This window comes from Brevibacillus sp. IT-7CA2, assembly GCF_949767855.1.
Classification (GTDB): Bacteria; Bacillota; Bacilli; order Brevibacillales; family Brevibacillaceae; genus Brevibacillus.
Genome location: NZ_CATKQT010000044.1, coordinates 209,950 through 231,940 on the forward strand (window position 1 = coordinate 209,950; position 21,991 = coordinate 231,940).

At 49.0% G+C, this 21,991-nt stretch carries 23 protein-coding genes; 15 read left to right on the forward strand and 8 right to left on the reverse strand.

Features of this window, described 5'->3' with window-relative positions:
* Positions 1–6 precede the first annotated feature (6 nt).
* The 12 genes from ACM6JA_RS20675 to ACM6JA_RS20730 all read left to right on the forward strand — a co-directional run bounded on the left by ACM6JA_RS20675 (position 7) and on the right by ACM6JA_RS20730 (position 7,606).
* A complete protein-coding gene (locus tag ACM6JA_RS20675; protein WP_414853840.1) occupies positions 7–960 on the forward strand; it encodes a hypothetical protein in 954 nt (317 codons plus the stop codon).
* A gap of 3 nt (positions 961–963) precedes the next feature.
* Positions 964–1,212, forward strand: coding sequence for a hypothetical protein (locus ACM6JA_RS20680; protein WP_414853841.1), 249 nt, complete (start codon positions 964–966; stop codon positions 1,210–1,212).
* Positions 1,212–1,646: a DUF2634 domain-containing protein gene (locus ACM6JA_RS20685; RefSeq protein ID WP_414854162.1), complete on the forward strand. Its 435-nt coding sequence runs from the start codon at positions 1,212–1,214 to the stop codon at positions 1,644–1,646. Before ACM6JA_RS20680 ends, ACM6JA_RS20685 begins: the two co-directional genes overlap by 1 nt.
* Positions 1,634–2,449 carry a baseplate J/gp47 family protein gene (locus tag ACM6JA_RS20690; RefSeq protein WP_414853842.1) on the forward strand — a complete coding sequence of 272 codons (816 nt, stop codon included), beginning with the start codon at positions 1,634–1,636 and terminating at the stop codon, positions 2,447–2,449. The genes ACM6JA_RS20685 and ACM6JA_RS20690 overlap by 13 nt, the downstream gene beginning before the upstream one ends.
* Positions 2,446–3,090 (forward strand): putative phage tail protein, encoded by a 645-nt coding sequence (locus tag ACM6JA_RS20695; protein ID WP_414853843.1) that lies wholly within the window; start codon positions 2,446–2,448, stop codon positions 3,088–3,090. The genes ACM6JA_RS20690 and ACM6JA_RS20695 overlap by 4 nt, the downstream gene beginning before the upstream one ends.
* Before the next feature lie 3 nt (positions 3,091–3,093).
* The gene (locus ACM6JA_RS20700) at positions 3,094–3,399 is read left to right on the forward strand and encodes a hypothetical protein (RefSeq protein WP_414853844.1); all 306 of its coding nucleotides are present in this window, start codon (positions 3,094–3,096) and stop codon (positions 3,397–3,399) included.
* The gene (locus ACM6JA_RS20705) at positions 3,400–4,647 is read left to right on the forward strand and encodes a hypothetical protein (RefSeq protein WP_414853845.1); all 1,248 of its coding nucleotides are present in this window, start codon (positions 3,400–3,402) and stop codon (positions 4,645–4,647) included. It abuts the gene before it with no gap.
* Positions 4,648–4,664: 17 nt separating this feature from the next.
* On the forward strand, positions 4,665–5,699 hold the full coding sequence (locus ACM6JA_RS20710) for a hypothetical protein (protein WP_414853846.1): 1,035 nt from the start codon (positions 4,665–4,667) through the stop codon (positions 5,697–5,699).
* 5 nt (positions 5,700–5,704) lie between these two features.
* Entirely contained in the window at positions 5,705–6,001 is a 297-nt protein-coding gene (locus tag ACM6JA_RS20715; protein WP_414853847.1) for a hypothetical protein, read from the forward strand.
* Between the two features lie 24 nt (positions 6,002–6,025).
* Positions 6,026–6,172 (forward strand): hypothetical protein, encoded by a 147-nt coding sequence (locus ACM6JA_RS20720; protein WP_174226216.1) that lies wholly within the window; start codon positions 6,026–6,028, stop codon positions 6,170–6,172.
* Positions 6,173–6,307: 135 nt separating this feature from the next.
* Positions 6,308–6,763 carry a holin family protein gene (locus tag ACM6JA_RS20725; RefSeq protein WP_414853848.1) on the forward strand — a complete coding sequence of 152 codons (456 nt, stop codon included), beginning with the start codon at positions 6,308–6,310 and terminating at the stop codon, positions 6,761–6,763.
* A gap of 6 nt (positions 6,764–6,769) precedes the next feature.
* Positions 6,770–7,606, forward strand: coding sequence for an N-acetylmuramoyl-L-alanine amidase (locus ACM6JA_RS20730; RefSeq protein WP_414853849.1), 837 nt, complete (start codon positions 6,770–6,772; stop codon positions 7,604–7,606).
* A 45-nt stretch (positions 7,607–7,651) separates the two neighbouring features.
* Here ACM6JA_RS20730 and ACM6JA_RS20735 read toward each other — a convergent pair whose 3' ends face one another.
* The 3 genes from ACM6JA_RS20735 to ACM6JA_RS20745 all read right to left on the reverse strand — a co-directional run bounded on the left by ACM6JA_RS20735 (position 7,652) and on the right by ACM6JA_RS20745 (position 10,451).
* The gene (locus tag ACM6JA_RS20735; RefSeq protein ID WP_414853850.1) at positions 7,652–8,155 is read right to left on the reverse strand and encodes a S4 domain-containing protein; all 504 of its coding nucleotides are present in this window, start codon (positions 8,153–8,155) and stop codon (positions 7,652–7,654) included.
* A 311-nt stretch (positions 8,156–8,466) separates the two neighbouring features.
* Complete coding sequence (locus ACM6JA_RS20740) at positions 8,467–9,249, reverse strand: glycosyltransferase family 2 protein (RefSeq protein ID WP_414853851.1); 783 nt, start codon at positions 9,247–9,249, stop codon at positions 8,467–8,469.
* A 98-nt stretch (positions 9,250–9,347) separates the two neighbouring features.
* Positions 9,348–10,451: a glycosyltransferase gene (locus ACM6JA_RS20745; RefSeq protein WP_414853852.1), complete on the reverse strand. Its 1,104-nt coding sequence runs from the start codon at positions 10,449–10,451 to the stop codon at positions 9,348–9,350.
* A 150-nt stretch (positions 10,452–10,601) separates the two neighbouring features.
* On the opposite strand from ACM6JA_RS20745, the gene ACM6JA_RS20750 reads away from it, so the two are divergent.
* The 3 genes from ACM6JA_RS20750 (at position 10,602) to ACM6JA_RS20760 (ending at position 16,670) form a co-directional block, all read left to right on the forward strand.
* On the forward strand, positions 10,602–11,690 hold the full coding sequence (locus ACM6JA_RS20750) for a glycosyltransferase (RefSeq protein WP_414853853.1): 1,089 nt from the start codon (positions 10,602–10,604) through the stop codon (positions 11,688–11,690).
* Between the two features lie 407 nt (positions 11,691–12,097).
* Complete coding sequence (locus tag ACM6JA_RS20755; protein WP_414853854.1) at positions 12,098–15,382, forward strand: BclA C-terminal domain-containing protein; 3,285 nt, start codon at positions 12,098–12,100, stop codon at positions 15,380–15,382.
* 145 nt (positions 15,383–15,527) lie between these two features.
* Positions 15,528–16,670 carry a histidine kinase N-terminal domain-containing protein gene (locus tag ACM6JA_RS20760; protein ID WP_414853855.1) on the forward strand — a complete coding sequence of 381 codons (1,143 nt, stop codon included), beginning with the start codon at positions 15,528–15,530 and terminating at the stop codon, positions 16,668–16,670.
* 87 nt (positions 16,671–16,757) lie between these two features.
* On the opposite strand, the gene ACM6JA_RS20765 is transcribed toward ACM6JA_RS20760, so the two are convergent.
* The 5 genes from ACM6JA_RS20765 to ACM6JA_RS20785 all read right to left on the reverse strand — a co-directional run bounded on the left by ACM6JA_RS20765 (position 16,758) and on the right by ACM6JA_RS20785 (position 21,988).
* On the reverse strand, positions 16,758–17,798 hold the full coding sequence (locus ACM6JA_RS20765; RefSeq protein ID WP_414854163.1) for an acyltransferase family protein: 1,041 nt from the start codon (positions 17,796–17,798) through the stop codon (positions 16,758–16,760).
* A 190-nt stretch (positions 17,799–17,988) separates the two neighbouring features.
* Positions 17,989–18,297 (reverse strand): hypothetical protein, encoded by a 309-nt coding sequence (locus ACM6JA_RS20770; protein ID WP_016741286.1) that lies wholly within the window; start codon positions 18,295–18,297, stop codon positions 17,989–17,991.
* A gap of 84 nt (positions 18,298–18,381) precedes the next feature.
* Positions 18,382–18,588, reverse strand: a complete 207-nt coding sequence (locus ACM6JA_RS20775; RefSeq protein ID WP_081496852.1) for a cold-shock protein — start codon at positions 18,586–18,588, stop codon at positions 18,382–18,384.
* 152 nt (positions 18,589–18,740) lie between these two features.
* The gene (locus ACM6JA_RS20780) at positions 18,741–21,629 is read right to left on the reverse strand and encodes an ATP-binding protein (RefSeq protein ID WP_414853856.1); all 2,889 of its coding nucleotides are present in this window, start codon (positions 21,627–21,629) and stop codon (positions 18,741–18,743) included.
* Complete coding sequence (locus tag ACM6JA_RS20785) at positions 21,626–21,988, reverse strand: response regulator transcription factor (protein ID WP_069852954.1); 363 nt, start codon at positions 21,986–21,988, stop codon at positions 21,626–21,628. Before ACM6JA_RS20785 ends, ACM6JA_RS20780 begins: the two co-directional genes overlap by 4 nt.
* Positions 21,989–21,991: the final 3 nt, after the last annotated feature.

Here is a 21,991-nt window from a genome sequence, read left to right on the forward strand (position 1 = left end):
GACAAAATGAAAGTCATTTACGGAAAAGAACAGACCCGCTATGACTTGACCCCGGCCGTTACCGAGCTTTCCTGGTCCTCGGCCAGGGGACAAATCGCCCAAAATTGTGATGTAAGAATCAAAGAAGGCCCGCCGCTGCAATCGGCGGGTTTTTTGATGCTCTTTGTGGGTACAGAGCTCAAGGAATCCCAGCAGCTTTTCCATGGTCCACTCGTTCGTTTTGACCGAGACGATCGAACAGGTGATTTATCCGCAACAGCATACGAGCTTGGCTGGTATTTGCAAAAAAACGAAATTTCGAGACTCAAGCTGGACGGGGATGCAGGGACAGAGCTTGCACGAATTATCAAGTCGGCAGGTATCAACTTTAGTTGCCCGGTGTTCGGGTTTACGATCAAGGAGAGAATCTCGTCCCAATCATATACATCCCTCTTTACATCACTGACAGAGCAAGCGTACGAAAAGACAGGCATTCGCTATTTCGTGCAATACCAGCGCGATAAGCTGACGGTACTGCCCGAGGGGAAAAACAGTATCATCCCGATGTTCAAAGCGAGCTTGCTCACGAGCAGCTCAACGGGTGAGAGCATCGAGGAGGTTTACACCGTCGTGACAGCAGAGCGCTACCGAGATGATCGGGTCGTGAGCAGTACAACGAAATCAAGTGATACCCTGGTCAAACAAATCGGGCGCATGCAAAAAGTCATCGATGCAGGCGAGGACAAAAACGTAGCTGGAATGGCAATCAAGCAGCTTGCAGAGTTGTCCAAAATCCCCAAGACGCGCTCGATATCGGTCAGGCACGAGGATGAAAATGCCGCTAGGTTACGTGCGGGCTGGCTCATCAAGATCATGGAAAAAGACAATAAAACCATCACGGATTGGATCGTCACCAGCTGCCAAGCGCGCTGGCATGGCGGTCAATATACAATGGATCTCCAATTGGAAAGGAGGACGTAAGAGATGCATTCGGTTATCGCAAAACTGCGAGGGCACACACAGGACGGCATCGAGAATACGCAAGGGGAATTCGGCAAGCTTTTGTCGCTCTCGCCCTTGTCTGTAAAGCTCGACGAGGACCCGACACCCTTGGAGCCGTATGAGCTGTTGGCATTGCGTTCTGCCCAATTAAAGCCAGAAGATGTGGGCAAAAAAGTAGCCCTGTTGCGATGCAACAACGAACAATACCTCCTGTTTGGGGTGGTGGAATGATGTTTCCGCAGTTGCAAGGTACAGAAGAGATATTGGCGCAAGGAACTGAACTGCCGATTCCGTGGACATATCGGTTCGATTGGGAAACGAAGCAGCTGCGGCAAGGACCAGACGGCAGATATTTGCGCACCAAGACTTACGTGGAGTACTTGGAGGAGACGGTGAAAAAGATCCTCCATACACGGCGGTTCCGCTATGAGATTTACTCGGAGCGGTATGGCGTGGATTTTTTGTCTGACAAAGGGCGAATGCGGTCTGCGCTGTCCTTGTCCGTGATTAAGGCACAGGTGCAAGAAGCGTTGGAGGCGCACAGTGAGATTGAGCTTGCGGAGGTGCTCGATATCCGCTTTGAGGGGAATCGGGTTATTTTGCATGTGGAGATTGCCGGGATGCGTGGTTCGACGAGAATGGAGGTGGATGCATGGCAACGTTAGAGAAGCCGGAGATGCCGATACTTCGGGAGACGCCGGACCAGATTTATCAACGGATGGCGAACCGGATGGCAAAATTGGCTGAGCAGCGTGGGGATACGCCGCCTGCTACGGAGGAAGGGGAAATCTACTATGACTTGAGCTACCCGATTGCGGAGGAAATCAGCGATCAGCAGCAGCTTTTGGAATATGGCTTTCTCCAAAGATTCCTCCCTTGGGCGGACGGGGAGTTTTTGGACGCAATCGGCGTATTCTTTGGACTGCAAAGGAATGCGGCAGAAGAGGACGATGCCTACAGACAAAGGTTGATAGATAGGGCCCGAACAGAAGAAGGGGATGGACGCAGGCAAGACTATGAGCGCTGGACCCGAAATGTTGAGGGCGTAGGGGGAGCAGTCGCCGTAGAGAAAGCGCGGCACGATCTGTCTATTGATGTGTATATTACGGACTTGGCTGGTCAGCCAGCTACATCTGAGCTGGCACAAAGAGTACGGATGAAGCTGGAGGACAAGAGACGTGCACTGCACGATCTTCAAATCCACCCCGCAAAAGTGTTTCCGGTAGCTGCCCATGTGAAAGTGGTTACGCGTCCAGATGCAGATTTGGCAATGATTCAAGAACAGATCATCAAGCAAATCCAAACCTATTTAAAAGGGCGTTCGCAGATCGTATACCAGCAGATCGGAGCGCTCTTTTTCGTGGATGGCGTGACAGATTTTACAGGCTACACCTTAAATGACGGGGAAGTGAACTTGACGGTGCCTGCTGATTCTGTGGCGACGTTAACCGTGGTGGTGACGACATGATTCCAGAGCGCTATCGGCGGATGTTGCCGCCGCAATGGTATGAGAATGAAGTGGCGGAATACCACTTGGAAGGTGCGGGTACAGCGGTAGATGCTTTCCATTCTCAGCGCGAGGACCTCCTGCAACAGTTTAGCCCATGGTCAGCAACCTGGGGACTGGATGTTTGGGATTGGATCTACTTTGGCAGTAAGCAATTGCAGTCCATTGAAGAGCGACGTAAAAACATTCAAAGAAAGCATTGGGCTAGGTCGCCATTTACTTTACCTGTACTAGAAGCAATGGGGCAAGCTGCTGGAGAGCTAGAAAAAGTAACAGAGGATTTCGGGAATAAGGAGATCGTTTTCGAATTCTCAGCGGAACAACCAATTAATGCTGTTGGATTGTCCAAGGATTTTGAGTGGATACGGCCTTTGCATGTCAATAGTAGCAGGGTAGCAGTTAACAGCAGAGGCGAAGATATCCTTATTTCGGCTCCAACTCGGTTTATTGAGGTTGAATATCCAATCTGTGGGATGGTCTATCCTGAAGACGATATGGAAGGGCGCATTTTCCGTGAAACAGTGCAGGTTGCTGAGGCTACCCGTTTTCATGCGGTGAACTATCCGCTTACAAACATGATGTATCCAGAAGGGGAGGTGTAAGGCTTGGCTATCATCCAAAATCGGTTACTAGAATTGCTGCGAGATGATTTAAGTAATCAGATTAAAGGGGCATTGATTAACGTAGACGGTACGCTACGATCCTATCCGATCTACAAAACAATTAAAAATGGCTTCAAAGTAACCCAATATATCTACTTAGACGATGTACAGGCACAAGGGCGCATTCAGTCCGCGGTATTAATGGATAGTGAGGGCAACGCTCTAGCAATTAAAAACATGCAGGTGGTAAAGGGTGACAGCGGGCTGTTGGTTGCTTTTGAATTTTCTCTGGAAGTGAAGGTGGTATAAGTGGCTTATCAAAAGACGACCTGGGTTGACCATATTGTTGACCCCGTAACAGGGGACGTTGTACAGCAGGGAACAAAGGTAACGGCAACACGGATGAATAAAATGGAGCAAGGGATTGCTGACGCGCAAGGACTTACTGAGGCATTGGCGCAGACAGTAATTGGTAGTCCGGTGGTTTCAGGATTGGAGTTTTCAGCAAGCGGATTAACAGCTCAATGGACAGATGGCGTGGCCTATGTAAATGGTGTGCGCTTTGAAGTAAATGCAGGGAGTATTAAATTAAGTGCCACGCAAGGTCAATATATTTACTTGGATTCAGATGGAGTGGTGAAAAACACGACTACTCAGGCAACCGCCGATGCTAAATGCAAACTGTGGTACTTTGCCACCGATGCGAGTTCTATCATTACATCGGTTGACAACAGAAACATCGTGTCGAAGGATATGTTTGTTAAGCAAACAGAAGTAGGTACGAGTGGAGCAAACAAAATACCTCGATTGGATGCCCAAGGAAAAGGAGCTTTCAGCATTACTGGTGAGGCTGCAGGTACTCAGGCAAAATTGGATGCTCATACGGGAGCTGCCGACCCCCACACGCAGTACGCTCTGGAAAGCGGAGCGACTTTCACAGGATCAATCAAAAGCACTAGCTTTCTCCCGTTCATCGTAAAAGCGGCAGGGAAAAAGAGTTGGGTGATACACAAGCCAGATAACAGCAACGATCTTGTTATTGCGCCGTCTGCTACGGTTAACGGAGAAGATTGGGACTGGAACAAAAGCTTTACATTTACCGAAACATCCCTGCACATTGCTGGAAAGACGTTTGATGGCGTTAAAGAGATATCACTCTTAAATGGAACGAAGCTCCGTGAAGAGTCAGGAATCAGGTCGCTATTGAATGGCGAGGGCAACCGCTTTGACGTTGTTAGTGAGGACGGCCTTAGATTCCTGACCGACTTTGATGAAAACTCAGCAAGCGCTCGATTTATGCGGTTCGATATACTAGGCATGAATAGGACTGTTCGAAGCCTGAAAGATGCAAACGGAAAGTATCGACAAGTAGATTACTATAGGACTGATGGAACAACACTTTTCATGCGGACTACCCTAAACGGTACACCTGATGCAAACGGAAACTATCCAACCATGACGATCAAGCGATACAAGGATGACGGAGTAACAGAGGCATATTCTGGAAATCACCCGATTGCTTACGACATGGACGGTGAGTACATTTCATTCGGATAAGAAAGGGGGGTTAAACGATGAATATAGCTAATTTGTTGGCGGCACATGGTGTAGGTGCGGGCGAGAGAAAAATTGATTTAAAAAAAGAAATGTTAGTTTCCGCAACGAGAATGCGGCGAACTACTCAAGGGCAAACGACAGATACAGACTTCGTGGTTGCTGTAGGAAAAACAAGGGTTGCCCAAAGGCGTAGCGAGTCCTTTTCTTTGATTGACGTTTATGACCACAGAACAAAGCAGCTTATTTGCAGCATTAACCTTTCAAGCCAATTCGGCGGAGGGTTTTACCCAGATGTCTCAGCAGTCGTAATTTCAGGTGCTTTCATTGGTGATTATCTGGTCATGAGAATTTTCAACGGATCAACCAGACACCAACCCGTTTATAATGCCACGACAGGTGAGTATATCAGAAATCTAGGCACAGGCAACACTTGGGAAGATTGGAGGATCGGGCCGGATGGCGCTTTGTATACCGTCGATTATGGTAATCTCCGAAAAATCGACACAAACGGAAATACCGTATGGACAGCGCTTATTAGCAGTTCGAATGGTGGGGGCGCTGTCATTGCTGGATTTGAGGATGGATTTGTTTATATAGGCCATTCCGCAAACGGCGTCATGTCGTATTATAATATGACAACCAGCGCGAAAATTGCCGAGCGCATGGTCACAAACTATTCCACTCAATCGGTTAGATCAATGCGAAAATTCGGATCGGAATATTTTGTGTTGAATAGTGGTAATGAGTACCGAGTTTTTACTGACAATACGCTTCAAACACCCGCACGTACAGTCACGGGCGTGAGTTTTTTTTACAAAATTAGTGATACGGAAATGTTGGTGTGTGGCTATGCGGGTACGGCGGGTTATGGTGAAATGTTTACCGTGAATCCGGCCAATTTCGCCGTTATAAATCCATGCATATCTGCTTTCAATATTTTGGAGCAGCCCATTTACGAGGAACAAGGTAAGGTTATTTATTTTCCTGCTAAAAAGACACAAGGTGATTTCATGGCAGGTCAAAGCCTTGTGAAAGTACATTTGAAAGGGTGAGTGTTATGTATTTGGTTTTGCACAAGAAAATCAATGACAAAAACATGGTTTCGAGCATTATTAATCTTGACGTTGCAACAGATTTGCCACAAGAGGTTATTGATTCCGGGGTTATCGTTGAGAATGAGCCATCCCCGGAGGCTGTGACAGGAAAGACAGCAACCGTATACATCGACATTGACACGAAAAAGTATTATTACGAGTATGCAGACCGACCACTAACACAAGACGAAGAGATTGCAGACCTTAAAGCGAAACTCAAAGTGACACAAGACGCGATTGACGCCACCTTGCTCACATAATCAACTACACGGAGGGATTGGACAATGGCAAGTAGACTGTACGCTTATTGCAAAATGCGCTGGGAAGATGGAGCGTGGACAGAGGCTGAATTGACAATAGCCGTCACCAAGAAGCACATCACAGATCCAGAAAAAACAGAGATTATGACACAACCACAAAAAAGCATGTAGAGCGCCTTATCCTACTCAGGAGAGGCGCTTTTTCATGGAAAACTCAGCTATCTATCACGAAGACCAACAGCTCGCCCCGTTCCTAGCGGGGCTATTTTTATTCCTTCATAACGGATTAAAAGGAGGAGACACACCATGAAACCCCTACACAGCCTAGAAAGCATCGCAACCCCAGCAAACGCCTGGGCGACCACAGCAGGTGCAATCGTGTCGCCCGCCTTTCACTATCTATACGGCACGAATCGCCAAGACATCCTGATCGTCCTCTTCTTCATGATCGCCCTCGACTGGATCACAGGCATCTCCGCCGCCAAAAAAGACCAATCCTACTCCTCCGACTACGGCCTGTCCCGAATCCCACGCACTCTATTCCTCATGGCCCTACCAGCAGTAGCCAACCTCTTAGACCGCGTCATGGGCACACCAGGCTTCTTGTTCTACGGCGTCACCTTCGGCCTCATCTACCACACCTGGACAAGCCTGACCGCCAATGCTCACCGCGCAGGCTGGCCGATGCCCAAATCCGTCGAGAGACTAGTCAGCGCCGAAATCAAGGCAAAGGCAGAGCGAGCCAAACGAAAGGAGTCCTAGTAAACGATGAATATCACCGAGATGCTTCTATCCAACGTAAATTCCCGCCCCAAAAAGAAGATCGTCCCAAAAGGAGTCGTCATCCACTGGACGGCCAACGAGCGCAGCGGTGCAAATGCCGCCGCAAACCGAAACTACTTCAACAAGCCAACGACAGTCGCGAGCGCCCACTACATCGTGGACGACAAACAAATCATTCGCTGTCTACCCGAGGACGAGATGGGCTACCATGTCGGGGCGAAAACTTATTCACAGGCTGCCTTGACCAAATTGAGCAACTACCCGAACAACTGCACGATTGGGATTGAAATGTGCGTCAATGCAGATGGAAGCTTTGCGAAAATGTACGAGCAGACAGTGGCACTGACCGCTGATATATTGAAACGACATGGCTGGGGAGTCGAGCACCTGTGGCGTCATTACGACATTACGGGGAAAAACTGCCCCGCCTTTTTTGTCGTCAATACGACCGCTCAAAAATATACGGGAATGCCAGCCAAGGACGCATGGGCAAAGTTTCAACAGGATGTCCACAGGTTTCTCACAGCTTATCCACAGAAACCACAGCCTGGTGTGGATAAGTGTGTAGTTGAACTGACACTTACTTCCGCAGGCAAACTAATCGATGATGTTTCCTATGTACCCATCCGTATGATTGTGGAGGCAGTGGGTGGAGTAGTGGAATGGGAGCCTTCCACGCAAAAAGTGACAGTAAACGGACAGGAAGTTTCCTATGTAAACGACCAGGGAACTACTTTTGCGAAAACAAGAGAGCTGGCTGCCTTGCTTGGATTGCAAGTGGAGTGGGACGAGCCGAGAAAAGCGGTCGTATTGAAGAAATAAAAGAAAAGCCGCAGATTCCGTCTGCGACTTTTCCCATACATACTTTTACCTAATCAAAATCTGAATGATATCCGCTGCACCCAAGACAGCACTTGGCTTCGTCTCCTGCTCATTCAGTCGAATATGCCCGTCCTTGATCTTGCGGACAATCTGGCTGCGACTCCAGCCTTCTATTTGTTCAGACAGCAGCTTGTCGAGGCGAAAGCGGGCCTCTGCGCGCTCAATCCGAATCGTCACTTCCTGAACGCCCTTTTCCTGGTATTCATGCAAGGGGAGAGGAGGCAGTGGCGAGATTTCTTCACTGAACTCCGTATCTGGCACCTCCCGATGATCTGTAAAGGCTTTGTAGATGGCCAGCTTTTCGTTCCACGTATGATTTTTTTCGCATTTATAAATAGCGAAGCGATAGATGTTTTTGCCGTTAGCGTTGTGGCGGCGGATGTTGGTATCGAAAAAGAGAACGATTCGCCCGCAATTGCTGCAATATCGCCGCACTGGCTGATTTTCATGATTTTCACGTAATACCCACGTATGCTCGATGGTATGCATGGTCCTTCACCTCGTGTAAAAAGTGAAAGGAACGCACCTGCTATTTGGATGTCCTGTAGGGCAGACCTGTTTTTGGACACAAAAAAACGGAGATTCCCCATAGCGAACCTCCGTTAGGATATACACCTACAGATTTCGTTACGTTCCTTTGTAATGGGAAAAAAGGGCAGACTTCACCTGTGCGAAAAACAGTTTGTTTTCCGAAGGGCAAGCTATCCAGTTTTTTAGGCCATTACAAAGTAGTTGTTGGCATACGTGTTACCGTACCTTTCCATCCAAATAGACGTGGCACCAATATACCATATAATGGCTTAGTTTCCAAGGGGGATTGTGTTGTTGACCACAGGAGGGCGAGTGGTTTTGACGCGTAAAGGAGCGGAGCCGTAGATTTGCTTCATCCAGGTTCGCGCTTCCGCAAAGTCACTCTCCCGATAGAGATGAAAAGCGGGATGGTGTGTATCCACAAATAGGGACAAACCCAAGGCCTGCGCCCGGATGCAGAAATGACGGTCCTCGCCCCAAAAGCTCAGGTTCGAAATTTGTTTAAAGCTGACGCCAGCCTGCAGCGCTTTTCTGCGGATGAGTGTGCAAGCCCCTAAACCACCTACTTCATATACGCCGGGGACACGGAGTTGTCCGTAGAAAGCGTACTTTCGCAAGTATTGTTCTTCTAAGGAAATTTGTTCATGGCGTGCGCATTCAAATTGGGTGTATTCATCTTTGAGCCACACCTGAGGGACGGGGACGGTATCTGGTGTCCAGCTCGTCCAGAAGATTTCAGATATGACCTGTTTGTCAGAGGAGAGCAAAACTTCCAAAGTAGCTGGTTGGAGAAGCAAATCCGAATCGATGAGGAAGAGGGCATCGTAATCATGGTGTTTGGCACGGGCGATCATTTCGTCCTTGAATCCAGCGACCTTCCATACGAGTGCGTCGCTCCAGTAATGGGTCTTATCATCGCATGTGTAAGGATGGAGGCTGCCAGCAGCGGGGGTAATGTCGACCTGTCCCATGTGTTTGTCTGCAAAGTTTTGAAGGATTTTGCTCGAAAGTGGATCGTTATTGTCATCTACGAACAAATAATGCAACGTCAAGTTTGAGCTCAACAGCCTTTCTAACGAAAACAAAAACATTCGGAGAACATCTGGTTTCTGACAAACTGGACTTCCGATTAGCACCCTCGTTTTCACGCTCATAGCACCACCTCTCGCTTTTGTACGAAGTGCGAAGCATGCAGGGAGCTCGCAGTGTAATCGTAGACAAGGGATTCATGTGTCTTGCCCATGCGCTCCATGCATCGTCCCAAAAAGTGAAAAGCGTAAAAGCTCCCCATTCCTTGCTCACTAAAATGCTCCCACTGATTGTCCCCGATCTCCAAGCAATACTCGAAAGCTTTTACCGCCTCGGCATACAGACCGTGCTCCATCAGGAAAACGCCTTTGTAAAAATGAAGGTCTACGTAATTGGGGTAGATTTGAATAGCTCGTGCAATACCCGGCCAGGCTCCGCGCATACTGCCATGCTGGAAAAGAATATCGAATTTCAGCTTGTAGCAAATAGACGGGGGAGGTTGTTTGGTGGTCAAAAAGCCTTTCATTGCTTGATTCACCAGTTTAAATGCATGCTCTAATTGTTTGGCGCGAAAAAATTCGTTTGCGAGATGGTAATCGCACCACGGGTCTTGTTTGGATTGCTTTCTTTCGTGACGTAAGAGCCTCAAGTTGCGCAAAGCTTTTTGTTTTCGTTGAATGGCATCGTCCATATATCCGAGATGATGAATATGTACAGGTAGCAAAGGGACGGTAAGATCCCCTGAAACGGTGGCCGGCCATTGAAGCACTTCGTGTATGTCCCTCAGAAATCTAAACCCTTTTTTGTTGCGAAATAAGCGGATTTGCCCGGATCGATAAGCGAAGTGGCGTGAAGCGTGCTCCTTTTTAGAACCAGTGTAATGGATCATTTTCATAAAAAAGGCGTCGCCTTTGCTCGCACTTACAGCTTGACGAAGCACCCCTGGTTTTTCTTCCTGTACGATTTCATCCGCATCGAGCCATAAAATCCACTCTCCCTTGGCAACCTGCAATCCGGCGTTTCTCGCTTTTGCAAAGCTGTTTTCCCAAGGAATCTCCAGAACTTTCGCCCCGTATTTCCGACAAATATCCTGTGTACCATCGGTTGATCCTGTATCGACAACAATGATCTCGTCTACCACCATATGCACGCTGGACAGACATTCTTCGATCTGGTCTGCTTCGTCTTTGACGATCATGCATAGTGAAAGGAGAGGCGGGCCCATTCGGATGATCACCTTCTTTTCGGTGTTGTCAGAACATATTGTTACACCATATTCGTGCGGGGAGATGGTTATGAAAGTACGGATACATAAAGGGGGATGGAAGGAAATAGGATGTTGAGAAAATGATTTTCTGGGGAGGGGGCGATCTGCATGTTCACGGTTAGCTTGTGCATGATCGTTCGGGATGAGGAAGAATCACTCGGTCGATGCTTGTCGACGGTCTACGATTTGGTGGATGAAATCATCATTGTCGATACAGGATCTACCGATCGGACCAAGGAAATTGCATTGACCTATGGTGCACAATTGTTTGATTTTACCTGGGTAGACGATTTTTCGGCAGCTCGTAACTTTGCTTTTGCGCAAGCCAAGATGACGTACATTTTTTGGTTGGATGCGGACGATGTGCTTTTGGAAGTGGATCGGGAACGCTTTGCAGCACTGAAGGCCTTGGACAATTTTGAATACGACAGTGTCTCGATGCCGTACCACTTACTGGTAGATGAGCGAGGGAAGCCCGTGCACTATTTGCGAAGAAATCGCCTCGTCAGACGGAAGTGTAACTTTGTTTGGCATGGGGCGGTCCATGAGTATTTGGCTGTCGCGGGGGAAATTCTGCACAGTGAAATCGCCATTACTCACCAAAAAAATAAGCCGTACACAGACCGCAATTTGCAAATTTATGTAAAGCGCAAGGAAAAAGGTGAGGGTTTTGATCCGCGTGACCAATTTTATTTTGCAAATGAATTGTTCGATCATGCGAGGTACGAAGAGGCGGCTGAGCAGTATCAGTTGTTTTTGGACGGAGGGCTGGGCTGGATCGAGGATCAAATATGGGCGTGCCAGAAGCAGTCAGAGTGTTACGCTCACTTGAAGCAACATGAAAAACAGATTCAATCTTTGACCAGGACACTTGCGATTGACCTTCCACGTGCGGAGATTTGCTGCAGGATGGGGGCATTTTTTGTGGAGAAGCAAGATTTCCCGAAGGCCATTTACTGGTACCGGCAAGCGACATTATTGGAGCGGCCACAAGGTTCCATGGGGAAGGTAGATGAATCGGCATGGACGTGGCTGCCTCATATACAGCTGTGCTATTGCTACGATCGGATCGGGGATCAACGAAAGGCTAAAATTCATCACGACATGGCAAAGCTGTATTACCCTACGCATCCAAGTGTAGCGTACAACGAAGCTTATTTTGCAGGATTGGAGCAACTGGATTCGGTAGAACAGTAGATGGCTATACTCCTTCTTGGTTGTCCGTATTGTATTTGGGAAGTTGTTATTTGCACGGGTCTTCTCTACAAAATAGAATCGATCCTCGTTGATTAAAGAAGGAGATTTTCCATCCGTTACTGGTATGAGCTGCATGACAGTTTATTGGAATCCCTTTTTAGATTAAGGGGGATGGCTTCTTTTTTGGAGGAAGAGGATGGATGAACACTAAGACCCCGTTTACGGTTTGGTAAAACACTTCGATTACGATTACTCCTCGTATTGATTCCTCTAATGAATGAGCAACGGTTTCCTTTCTCCTTCTATTTTCTCGTGGTTGTCTGTAAGTGCCATTCTTTTTGTCCACGGCTTCTTGTGTAACAACTAAAAAGGGAGGGGAAACATCCTTTTCAAAGAGGAGGAGAATCATGTCATTTCCAAATATACCGAATATCACCCCGACCATTCATATAGGGCGTGACGAAGCACTCAATTTAATGTTGTCTTCTTTAGCCATGGAAGAGTTGGGGCTTAGTCATATTTTAAATGCGGAAGCTGAAAAAATTCAGTATGCACTCGGGACAATTCCCGGGCTACCTGGACCAGGAGCCACCATTGCGGATTTGCTCGAGTTAAACAAGAGTGTGCGGGACATGCTCGAAGCAACGACAAAGCAAGACCTGCTTTTGCAAAATAAACTGGAGGCTGTGCTGGATGCTTCTAAGTATCCGGTAAAGAGGGTTACGGGGCCAACTGGAGCAACTGGACCGACAGGAGCAACTGGAGAGAGAGGGCCGAGGGACGTTACGGGAGCTACGGGAGCAACTGGAGTTAGTGGACCGAGGGGACCACGCGGAGCTGCCGGGGCGAAAGGAGCAACGGGAGCGACGGGAATAACCGGATCGACTGGAACAACTGGAATAACCGGAGCCACCGGATCAACTGGTGCGACGGGAGAGGTCGGGGCAACGGGAGAGACCGGAGCCACTGGATCAACAGGAGAGACTGGGGCAACCGGAACAACCGGAGCGACTGGTGCAACTGGAACAGCTGGAACAACTGGTAAAACGGGGGAGACCGGAGGCACCGGAGTAACCGGAATCACCGGAACAACGGGAGAGACCGGGTCAACCGGAGTAACCGGAGCCACTGGATCAACGGGAGAGACCGGGGCAACAGGAGTAACCGGAGCCGCTGGAGCAACGGGAGGGACTGGAGCAAGGGGAGGGACCGGAGCAACAGGAGAGACCGGGGCGACAGGAGAGACCGGGGCAACAGGAGAGACCGGGGCGACAGGAGAGACCGGAGAGACCGGGGCGACAGGAGAGACCGGAGAGACCGGGGCGACAGGAGAGACCGGAGAGACCGGGGCGACAGGAGAGACAGGGGCAACCGGAGAAACCGGAGCAACAGGAGAGACCGGAACAACAGGGGAGGCCGGGGCAACGGGAGAAACCGGATCAACTGGAGTGGCAGGATCAACAGGAACAACAGGAGAGACCGGGGCAACGGGAGAGACCGGGGCAACAGGAGAAACCGGAGCCACTGGAGCAACGGGAGGGACTGGAACAACGGGAGAGACCGGATCAACAGGAGAGACCGGGGCGACAGGAGAGACCGGGGCAACGGGAGAAACCGGAGCGACTGGAGTAACCGGAGCTACCGGGGTAACAGGAGAGACCGGAGCAACAGGAGAGACGGGAACAACAGGAGAGACCGGGGCAACGGGAGTAACCGGAGCAACCGGAGCAACCGGAGCAACTGGATCGACAGGAGCAACGGGAGAGACCGGAACAACAGGAGGGACCGGGGCAACGGGAGTAACCGGAGCAACTGGAGCAACGGGAGGGACTGGAGCAACGGGAGGGACTGGAGCAACGGGAGAGACCGGAGCAACAGGAGAGACCGGAACAACAGGAGAGACCGGAACAACAGGAGTAACCGGAGCCACTGGAGTAACTGGATCAACTGGATCAACGGGAACAACGGGAGCGACCGGAACAACAGGGGAGACCGGAACAACAGGGGAGACCGGGGCAACCGGAGCCACTGGAGCAATGGGAGAGACCGGAGCAACAGGAGAGACCGGGGCAACGGGAGTAACCGGAGCCACCGGATCAACTGGATCGACAGGATCAACGGGAGCGACCGGAGCGACCGGAACAACCGGAACAACCGGAGAGACCGGAGGAACGGGAGTAACCGGATCAACAGGAGAGACTGGGGCAACCGGAGTAACCGGATCGACTGGAGCAACGGGAGAGACCGGAACAACAGGAGAGACCGGGGCAAAGGGAGTAACCGGAGCCACTGGAGCAACGGGAGGGACTGGAGCTACTGGGGCAACAGGGGAGACCGGATCAACAGGAGAGACCGTAGGAACCGGAGCCACTGGAGGAACCGGAGCCACTGGAGGAACCGGAGCCACTGGAGGAACCGGAGCAACGGGAGAGACGGGAACAACGGGAGAGACGGGAACAACGGGAGAGACGGGAACAACCGGAGAGACCGGGGCAACAGGAGTAACAGGAGCAACCGGAGAGACTGGTGCAACTGGAACAACGGGAGAGACCGGAGTAACTGGATCAACGGGAGATATCGGAGTAACAGGAACCACCGGATCAACGGGAGCAACAGGAGAGACCGGAACAACAGGAGAGGCCGGGGCAACGGGAGTAACCGGAGCCACTGGAGTAACCGGAGCAACGGGAGCGACTGGAACTACGGGAGAGACCGGAACAACCGGAGAGACCGGAACAACCGGATCGACTGGAGCCACCGGATCAACTGGAGCGACTGGTGCAACTGGGGAGACCGGAACCACCGGATCAACTGGAACCACCGGAGCCACCGGAGCCACCGGAACCACTGGAACCACTGGATCAACTGGAGCGACCGGATCAACTGGAACCACTGGGGAGACCGGAGCGACCGGAACGGCTGGAGCAACGGGAGAGACCGGGGCAACCGGAGAGACCGGAGCCACTGGTGCAACTGGAACAACCGGATCAACCGGAGAGACCGGAACAACCGGAGAGACCGGAACAACCGGAGAGACCGGAACAACTGGTGCAACAGGAGAGGCCGGAGCCCCTGGATTGACTGGAGCCACTGGAACCACTGGTGCAACTGGATCGACCGGAGCCACCGGAACAACGGGATCAACCGGAGTGACCGGAACGACCGGATCAACTGGATCCACGGGAACTACGGGAGCGACAGGATCAACGGGGACTACGGGAGCGACTGGATCCACGGGAACCACTGGAGAAACCGGCCCCACCGGAGCAACCGGTACAGTCTTCACCAACATCAACGCCTTCGGGGCCAATACCTCAGGATCTCTCATAGCCGTAGTCCTAGGAGGAACGAATATCCCACTACCGAACAACCAGGTGTTGGCAGGTGGCATTACTGTGAATGGCGCCAATACGGTATTTACGGTTCCTTCGGCAGGCAACTACTTGATTTCGTATTCCATCAATACAACGTCTGCCTTACTGGTTAGCTCGAGGATCTTGATAAATGGGACGGCATACACTCCAACTATCATCTCACCAGCTTTATCATTTTCATCGTTCAATAATACCGTCATCGCCCCTCTTACGGCTGGAGCCACAATCACGCTGCAACTGTTTGGATTATTGGGAACGGCTACCCTTCTGACGGGGGCTGGAGCGACCTTGACGATTATAAAAATAAGTAATACGTAGTATGCAAAAGGAGCTACGATGACAAGTAGCTCCTTTCCCTTTTCCATTTCTTTTTGTTAAAGTAGTAAAAATATTTAGTTAATTAACGGTAATGATAGTATAATAGCTTGGAAGAGGATTTGCCTATTATTCGGAGTGGGGATAGATGCCGATGGATGACTTGGCAGTATATTTGGACGAGCACGAGGCAACGATCGTGAAAGAATTCAAGCGACGAATTGCCGTTTCGGACAGTGATCAATACAAGGGATTGATCCATCTGAATGGACAAGCACTGTATCGTATGGTTATTGAATATTTTCGTTCGGAAATCACTCTTGAGGATATTAAAGAATTGGCTTACAAGGTCGCTTATGAACGAAACCGGGCAGAGACCAACATTGGCGATTTTGTTTCCAACGTTTGCATGGGCAGGGAAATGGTTATCGATCTTCTCCAAAAAGGTCCGTTTACGCCTGCCGCTTTAATACCTGCCTTATTGAAAATAAACGAATGCTTTGATGTCTTTTTGGTACACGCTGTTTTCAAATACACCGACCTCAAAGACAACGCTTTGGAAGAGAAGAAGCTATTTATCGAGCGTTCTCACAAAGACAGGCTCACGATTCTGGGGCAAATGGCCTCCAGCTTCGTCCATGAATTCCGAAATCCGCTTACTTCCATTATGGGATTCTCTCGTTTGTTAAAAGAAGATTATCCGAATCTCCCTTACGTAGAGATTATTGAAAATGAGCTGCGGCAATTGAATTACCGGGTTTCGCAGTTTTTGCTGGTCTCGAAAAAGGGCGCGGTCTATAAGCAAATGGAGGTTTTTAGTGTTTGGGAGTTGTTTGATGAGATTCTGTCCTTCCTCTATCCGAATATCGTTGACGTGAATGTGGATATCAAATGCAGTATCGATCCTACCTTTCAACTAAAAGGCTACAAGGATGAGATGAAGCAGGTGTTTATCAACATCATTTCCAATGCACTGGATGCGTTACATAAAAAAACAGGCGATAAGGAGATTGGCATTGAGGTGTCCCAAACGCCTGACAGGTCCTTGATTACCGTTTCCAACAATGGATCGCCAATTCCACCTGACCTGCTCTCGGTTATTTTTGAACCGTTTTTCACGACGAAGGAGCTCGGTACTGGAATTGGCTTATACGTTTGCAAAGAAATCATTGAGCGGCATGGAGGAACAATTACGTGCGAGTCTACTGATCAGCAGACGAAATTTTCCATGCAGTTCAATCCCTGCGACACATGTACAAGTGGCTCGATGTCGATGAGTCATCATATCTAATGCCACAAAAAAACGACCTATCCATGAAGGCACGCTCGTTAACTGACGTGCACCATGAATAGGTCATTTTTTTTGTGGAAAAGCTGTTTATTTGCTAGTGTGAAGCTGCCTGCGTGTTTGTCGTATGGTTTTGGAGATACGCTCCAGTTTGTTTACCAGCCAGACCAGCATGAGTGCCAACAGACAACTACAACCGATAATCAGGAGCAAATACAGCAGAGAGTACCACGTGTTTTCAAACAGCCAAGCGACCTCGCCGTATTTCGCAAACAGATAATCTTTGAACATGATCAAAAAAGCAGAGTGGAACAAGAAAATAAAATACGTCAGCCCTTTTCGAAACTTGATGTGCAAACGATCGACGCGTTCCAGAAAGAAGACCATGAGCACGAGAAACGACAGAAGCGTGGCGAAGACAAAAGTCAGATGCACAGCCACATACAGCTTGTTTGAGACAACAAAAAACAGCGCAGCCGCAGTAGAAACACCCGTCATCAGCGTCAGTATGGAGCGGTTGTTTCGCAAAAAGGATAGAATCGATTCACGGTACCAATACAATACGTGCCCCATGTACAGGGTAAAAATCCAGCTCGGGAGCATATGACGCGTGGTAAGCCCGAACCAGCCCTGATGGATAAAGTTGATGTACACGTACTGAATACCGAGCAGAATCCAAATGACATACAAAATGTTACGCTTGGTGATCACACGGTGAAACAGATAGGCAAAAACGTAATACTGGCAAATCATAAACACAAAGTACAGATGGTCACCCGTTTTGCCTAAAACAATGTTCGTAAAGTCCTGGGCAGTTTGAGGCATCCCTTTTTTCAACAAGTAATGGTACAGGACACCAGATACTAAATAGGGGACAAAAATATACAGAAGCTTCCCTGAAAAAAACTCGCGAGCAGTAGGGCTCTTGGCTTCAAAAGAATAAGCAGTCAAATAACCAGTGGCGATCGTCAACAGAACAGTGCCGTAGCGACTGATCTGATTGAGGGCCACGATCCAAAAAGGATCTGTAAAAGAAAGTACAGAAGCCGTGAAATGACCGACTACAACGAGAAAACTTGAGAAGAGCTGGATGTAAAACAGAGATTTCAAGATTTTTGAATCTGTATACATTTCGATATTCTCCATTTCATCGTTTGTCGGCTGACGTTGTCGCTCAAACAATTAACTGTGAATGGTTTTTATGATAATAAAGTTTTCTTTGAATCGTATTTGGACAGGGGAGGGGAGTTCTGGAAAGGGAAAAAGAAAGAAAGCCACACCCGCGCGTGTGTAGCTTTCGCACGAGTATGGCTTTCATACATTATTTCGGATTCTTTTTCATTTCATCGATGGTCTCACTGACCACAAACGCCAAATCGTCATTGCCAAACAGCGACAATACACCAAGGAGAGTCGCATCAGGAATATCCTCTGCTTCTTCTTTGGGAACGGTATTGTCCAGCATTTGAGCGAGTAACGTATTTTCCCCTTGAGCGGGATAAGCGCGACGGTATAATTCGCGTGCATCGAGACCGTGATTCACACACCATTGGGCAAAAACGAGAATCATCATGCCCTCGTCGCGCTGGTAGGCTTGAATCACTTGATCTTCCATCTCTTTTCGGTTCATGGGCATACTCCTCTAACATTCGGACGTCATGAATTTATTGTAGAGAAGAGGAAGAATACCCGCAAGAAAAAAGAAAAAGAGGGCTCAAGAGTTCCGCTTGCTGCTGTGATTGGTTATGACCGGCAGCATGCGCGTATCTTTTACCATACGGGCATGGCAAAAGGGGCAGCTCGGGCTCTTATCAAAGGAAAAGTTATCTCTCATCCAGCACGTACAGCCCTCGTTACTGCACGTCCATACATCTGTTTCCTCTTCTTCGATTGGAACGACTGCTTTTTTTGAGAAATACATATGAACTCCTCCTTTGCAGGGCAAAAGTGCACAAAGTAACCTCTATTAATGTGTGATGGAAAGCGCATGAATATACCAAGATTTTCTTTGGTAGAAGGTAAAAAAAGAGGCCGCGCTTGCATGGCCGCAGCCTCTTTTATCCATTAATATCCTTACTGTTCATCGGGAATGAAGATTTGTCCCGTCGCTTCTTGATTCGTGATGGCCAGCAAAATCGCTTTAGACAAGGTATCTGGATGATAAGGCTTGATCAGATAGCCGGCTGCTCCCAGATCAAATGCCTTTTTCTTTTCCTCAAAAGCACTGGAGATCACGATCGGAATGGTCCGTAAATTCGGGTTTTTGCGTATCTCCTCAATGACCTTCCAACCACTCTCGCCGTCCTTCAAGAGAAGGTCAAGTACGACAGCATCCGGTCGGAGCTCCTCGATTGCTGCTACTGCTTCAGTCGCCGTAGAGAAGGAATTGACACGGAATCCAGAGCTCGTCAACTCATCACGCAACAGCTCGGTTAAGTTCAAATCGTCCTCGATGATCACAACGTTTCCTTTGCATTGACCAGTTGGAGCAACTGCCGCCTCACTTCCCGCTGGATAGCCAGGGGACAAAGCGTGCTCAGCCAGTGGAAGAGTGACCGTAAATGTACTACCCTTGCCCGATTCGGAGGTAACGGCAACTTCTCCATGGTGCATATGGACGATCTCCTGAACAATGGCGAGACCCAATCCTGTACCGCCGATCTCGCGGCGATCCGAGTTATCTACACGATAAAATTTGGTAAACAGGTGAGGGATGGCTTCGGAAGGAATGCCTAGCCCTTCATCCTGGACCTCCACGAGCAAGCGATTCCCATCTTGTCGACAACCCACCCGGACATGACCACCATGCGGGGAGTATTTGACGGCATTACTGATTAGATTCACAAATACTTGACGCAGCTTGGCTTGGTCTCCATAAACAACGGTTTGCTCCGTTTGCAAATCGAGTTCGAATCTATGGAGAGGGTACTGGACTCGATAAAGTCCGAAAACATCCTGAATCACTTGATCAATCGAAACATTCTCTAGCTCGTACGTCTGTCTGCCGGACTCCATGCGCTGCAAATCCAAGAAATCGTTGATTAGCGCAGTCAGACGAGTAGCTTCTTGATATATGGTCGCTATGTACCGCTGTTGACGTTCGGGCTTGAGCGCTTTCGTTAACAGCAGCTCCGCAAAGCCAAGCACACTGGCGAGAGGGGTACGCAGCTCATGGCTGACCGTACTGACGAATTCCGATTTCATTTGGTCGATCTCGTATTCCTTGGTGAAGTCACGGTAAACGAGCAAGGTACTCCATTTCCCTTGGTTCCGGTACAGTGGCTCTGCATAGAGCTGAATATGGCGTACTTGCGGTCCGGCCATCTGAAACACAATACTGCCTGAAGGAATGGCACCTTCGTCTAAAACGACAGCTCTAACATACTGAATCAGCCGATCAGGCTCAGAGGTTCGACTCTGTAGATGGGAAAGGAACTGTTCCAAGTCAAATCCTTGCGAAGCGAGCTGATGGTCGTAACACAAGAGCTCACAAAAATTGCGGTTCACCTGCAGTGTTTCTCCATTCAGATCAATGAGCTGAATGCCTTCTTGAACAGAATCGAGCATATCCTGCGTCATTTTGCGCTGTCGTTCTGTCTCTTCAAACATCGCGAGCTTATCGAATGCCAAGGAAATCTGCTTGGCGAGTCCGATGATGACTTGTAGCTCCTGATCCGTGAATTTGCGATCGATACGGGAGAGGATGATACATGCCACGATTGTCTGATGGGCATCGAACACAGGAACGTAAAGCTCGGAAGTTCGAGAGATTTCCTCTGTATAGCCGCGCTCAGCGTCTGTACTTTCGCGGATCAGGACATATGGCAGGCTCGTTTCCTTGATTCGCACGAACGGACCTTCATCCAATCCTTTTCGCAGTTGCTTCAGCACGTTCTGGGAAACGCCAAAGCTAGCTGCATCCCTGTCAGTGTTCAGCATGACGATGACACCTTTATCGGCATCCATGACCTCAGTTATATTGCGAATGATACTGGACAGCAGCTCACCTTTATCCAACGTATTCGCCAAAGAGAGGATGAGACGATTTTTCTTTTCCAAATACCGTTCGTTTTCCTCCATCTTGCCCAAAGCTTCTTGCAGCTCTTCTTGCTGCATCATCAGTTCATCCTGCTGGGCTTGCAGCTCTTCGTTTTGAGCCATGAGGACTTCTTCTTTGGCTTGAATTTGCCTGATCAAATAGTCGAGAGAGCGGGAGAGCCTGCCGATTTCGTCAATCCTGTTCAAATCCTGCAAAAGAGGTGTACCGCCATTAGCGAACTGTTCAGCATTTTGGGATAGACGAACCAACGGCCTGCCGATATCCCGCGTAGTTTGAATGGTGACTACTACCATGATCACCAGCACCATCAGCGAGTACACGAGAAACCAGGTGCTTAGCTGTGATAGCTCTTGGAACAGTAGTTGGTTTTTCGTATATAAAAGCTGATCGTGCTCTTCCTGATACCGCCCGGCGTATTTAAGCAGGTTGTTCACTTCCTGATTCACGCCACTGGCCGAAGCTTTTCGCAGGGATTCAAAGTCTCCGTTCTTTGCATAACTCGAAAAAGTAGGAAACACATTGGCGAAAAAGTTCGTGAAGAAAGATTCGATCGAAGCGACAAGCGCTTGCTCCTCATCATTGAGCGGAAGCTTCTTAAAATTATCCAGCGCTTGTTCCAGCTTCTTTTTCTCAAGAAATAGCTCATTGTACTCAGATGGGCTCAAGAAAGCGTAATAACCCCTTGCGCGAAAAAAGATCTGGTTCGTGTGCTCAGCGATGTCTGCGACCAAATTTTGTTTTTCCTTGGTATTGTATATCGCCGTCTGATAATGGGTTAATGCGTCGCTATTCAAATCTTGAACGATGCCAGCGCCCGCAATCAGCAGTGACAGAAAAAGAAGCATCATCGCCATGAAGCGACGCGTGATGCTTTTTCTGATAAACGCCCAGAACCCCGTCATGCGAGCATTTCCTCCACTTTCCGGACAAGATCCATCGGGCTAAAGGGCTTCGGCATAAAGTCATCAGCACCAGCTGCACGCATTTTCTCCTGTTCGGCATGTTGACTTTTTGCCGAGAGGATCAGGACCTTGACTGCCTTTTTATCGTCCATCTGTTTGAGCTGCTGCAATACTTCAAAGCCTGTCAGCTTTGGCATCATATAATCTAAAATAATCAAGTCGTACTCATTTTGACCGATTTTTTGCAGGGCTTCCTCTCCATCGCAAGCGATATCGAGCTCGTGTCCCTCATCTTCGAGCGTGTCACCAATCAACATGCGCAACACGGCTTCGTCTTCGGCCAGCATAATCGTTGCCATCTT

Coding starts and splice junctions, on each gene's coding strand:
- ACM6JA_RS20775 (WP_081496852.1), bottom strand. CDS start 18,588: ATGTATTTCTCAAAAAAAGCAGTCGTTCCAATCGAAGAAGAGGAAACA.
- ACM6JA_RS20690 (WP_414853842.1), top strand. CDS start 1,634: ATGGCAACGTTAGAGAAGCCGGAGATGCCGATACTTCGGGAGACGCCG.
- ACM6JA_RS20725 (WP_414853848.1), top strand. CDS start 6,308: ATGAAACCCCTACACAGCCTAGAAAGCATCGCAACCCCAGCAAACGCC.
- ACM6JA_RS20735 (WP_414853850.1), bottom strand. CDS start 8,155: ATGCATACCATCGAGCATACGTGGGTATTACGTGAAAATCATGAAAAT.
- ACM6JA_RS20685 (WP_414854162.1), top strand. CDS start 1,212: ATGTTTCCGCAGTTGCAAGGTACAGAAGAGATATTGGCGCAAGGAACT.
- ACM6JA_RS20755 (WP_414853854.1), top strand. CDS start 12,098: ATGTCATTTCCAAATATACCGAATATCACCCCGACCATTCATATAGGG.
- ACM6JA_RS20750 (WP_414853853.1), top strand. CDS start 10,602: ATGTTCACGGTTAGCTTGTGCATGATCGTTCGGGATGAGGAAGAATCA.
- ACM6JA_RS20680 (WP_414853841.1), top strand. CDS start 964: ATGCATTCGGTTATCGCAAAACTGCGAGGGCACACACAGGACGGCATC.
- ACM6JA_RS20730 (WP_414853849.1), top strand. CDS start 6,770: ATGAATATCACCGAGATGCTTCTATCCAACGTAAATTCCCGCCCCAAA.
- ACM6JA_RS20715 (WP_414853847.1), top strand. CDS start 5,705: ATGTATTTGGTTTTGCACAAGAAAATCAATGACAAAAACATGGTTTCG.
- ACM6JA_RS20760 (WP_414853855.1), top strand. CDS start 15,528: ATGCCGATGGATGACTTGGCAGTATATTTGGACGAGCACGAGGCAACG.
- ACM6JA_RS20770 (WP_016741286.1), bottom strand. CDS start 18,297: ATGAACCGAAAAGAGATGGAAGATCAAGTGATTCAAGCCTACCAGCGC.
- ACM6JA_RS20785 (WP_069852954.1), bottom strand. CDS start 21,988: ATGGCAACGATTATGCTGGCCGAAGACGAAGCCGTGTTGCGCATGTTG.
- ACM6JA_RS20710 (WP_414853846.1), top strand. CDS start 4,665: ATGAATATAGCTAATTTGTTGGCGGCACATGGTGTAGGTGCGGGCGAG.
- ACM6JA_RS20695 (WP_414853843.1), top strand. CDS start 2,446: ATGATTCCAGAGCGCTATCGGCGGATGTTGCCGCCGCAATGGTATGAG.
- ACM6JA_RS20675 (WP_414853840.1), top strand. CDS start 7: ATGAAAGTCATTTACGGAAAAGAACAGACCCGCTATGACTTGACCCCG.
- ACM6JA_RS20745 (WP_414853852.1), bottom strand. CDS start 10,451: ATGGGCCCGCCTCTCCTTTCACTATGCATGATCGTCAAAGACGAAGCA.
- ACM6JA_RS20780 (WP_414853856.1), bottom strand. CDS start 21,629: ATGACGGGGTTCTGGGCGTTTATCAGAAAAAGCATCACGCGTCGCTTC.
- ACM6JA_RS20720 (WP_174226216.1), top strand. CDS start 6,026: ATGGCAAGTAGACTGTACGCTTATTGCAAAATGCGCTGGGAAGATGGA.
- ACM6JA_RS20765 (WP_414854163.1), bottom strand. CDS start 17,798: ATGTATACAGATTCAAAAATCTTGAAATCTCTGTTTTACATCCAGCTC.